General features: G+C 43.4%; 1 protein-coding gene. It reads right to left on the bottom strand.

The genetic code is table 11. The annotated features are described in order from the left end of the window. Positions 1–376 (bottom strand): ankyrin repeat domain-containing protein (locus tag E1189_RS00290; RefSeq protein WP_196220828.1); only part of this gene is annotated, 376 nt, incomplete at both ends.

Here is a 376-nt window from a genome sequence, read left to right as displayed (position 1 = left end):
ATTGCATTATGAAGCGGTGTGCAGTGGTTATTATTCAGTGCCTCAGGGTTTACATGGTACGAATCAACAAGAAAATCAATAGCCCTCACTCTGCCCATATTTGCAGCCAGATGAAGTGGTGTATTGCCATAATTATCCTTTGCTTCTCTGTTGGCATGGTATTCCATGAGTAGATTGGCGCTGATGAGCTTATCTGCCGCAATCGCTAAATGAAGGGGTGTTCGACCCTCGCCATTTTTGGCTTCAGGATTCGCTTTACTTTTGAGTAATAAATTAACTATGTCATGCCTCTTTTTTACAGCGGCTATGTGAAGGGGCGTCATCCCTTTACTATCCTGAGCTTCAACAAGATTTGGGTCATCTTGAATTAGCTGCC

This window comes from Parendozoicomonas verongulae (assembly GCF_009711465.1).
Classification (GTDB): Bacteria; Pseudomonadota; Gammaproteobacteria; order Pseudomonadales; family Endozoicomonadaceae; genus Sansalvadorimonas; species Sansalvadorimonas verongulae.
This window is presented reverse-complemented; position numbering and strand designations above follow the sequence as displayed.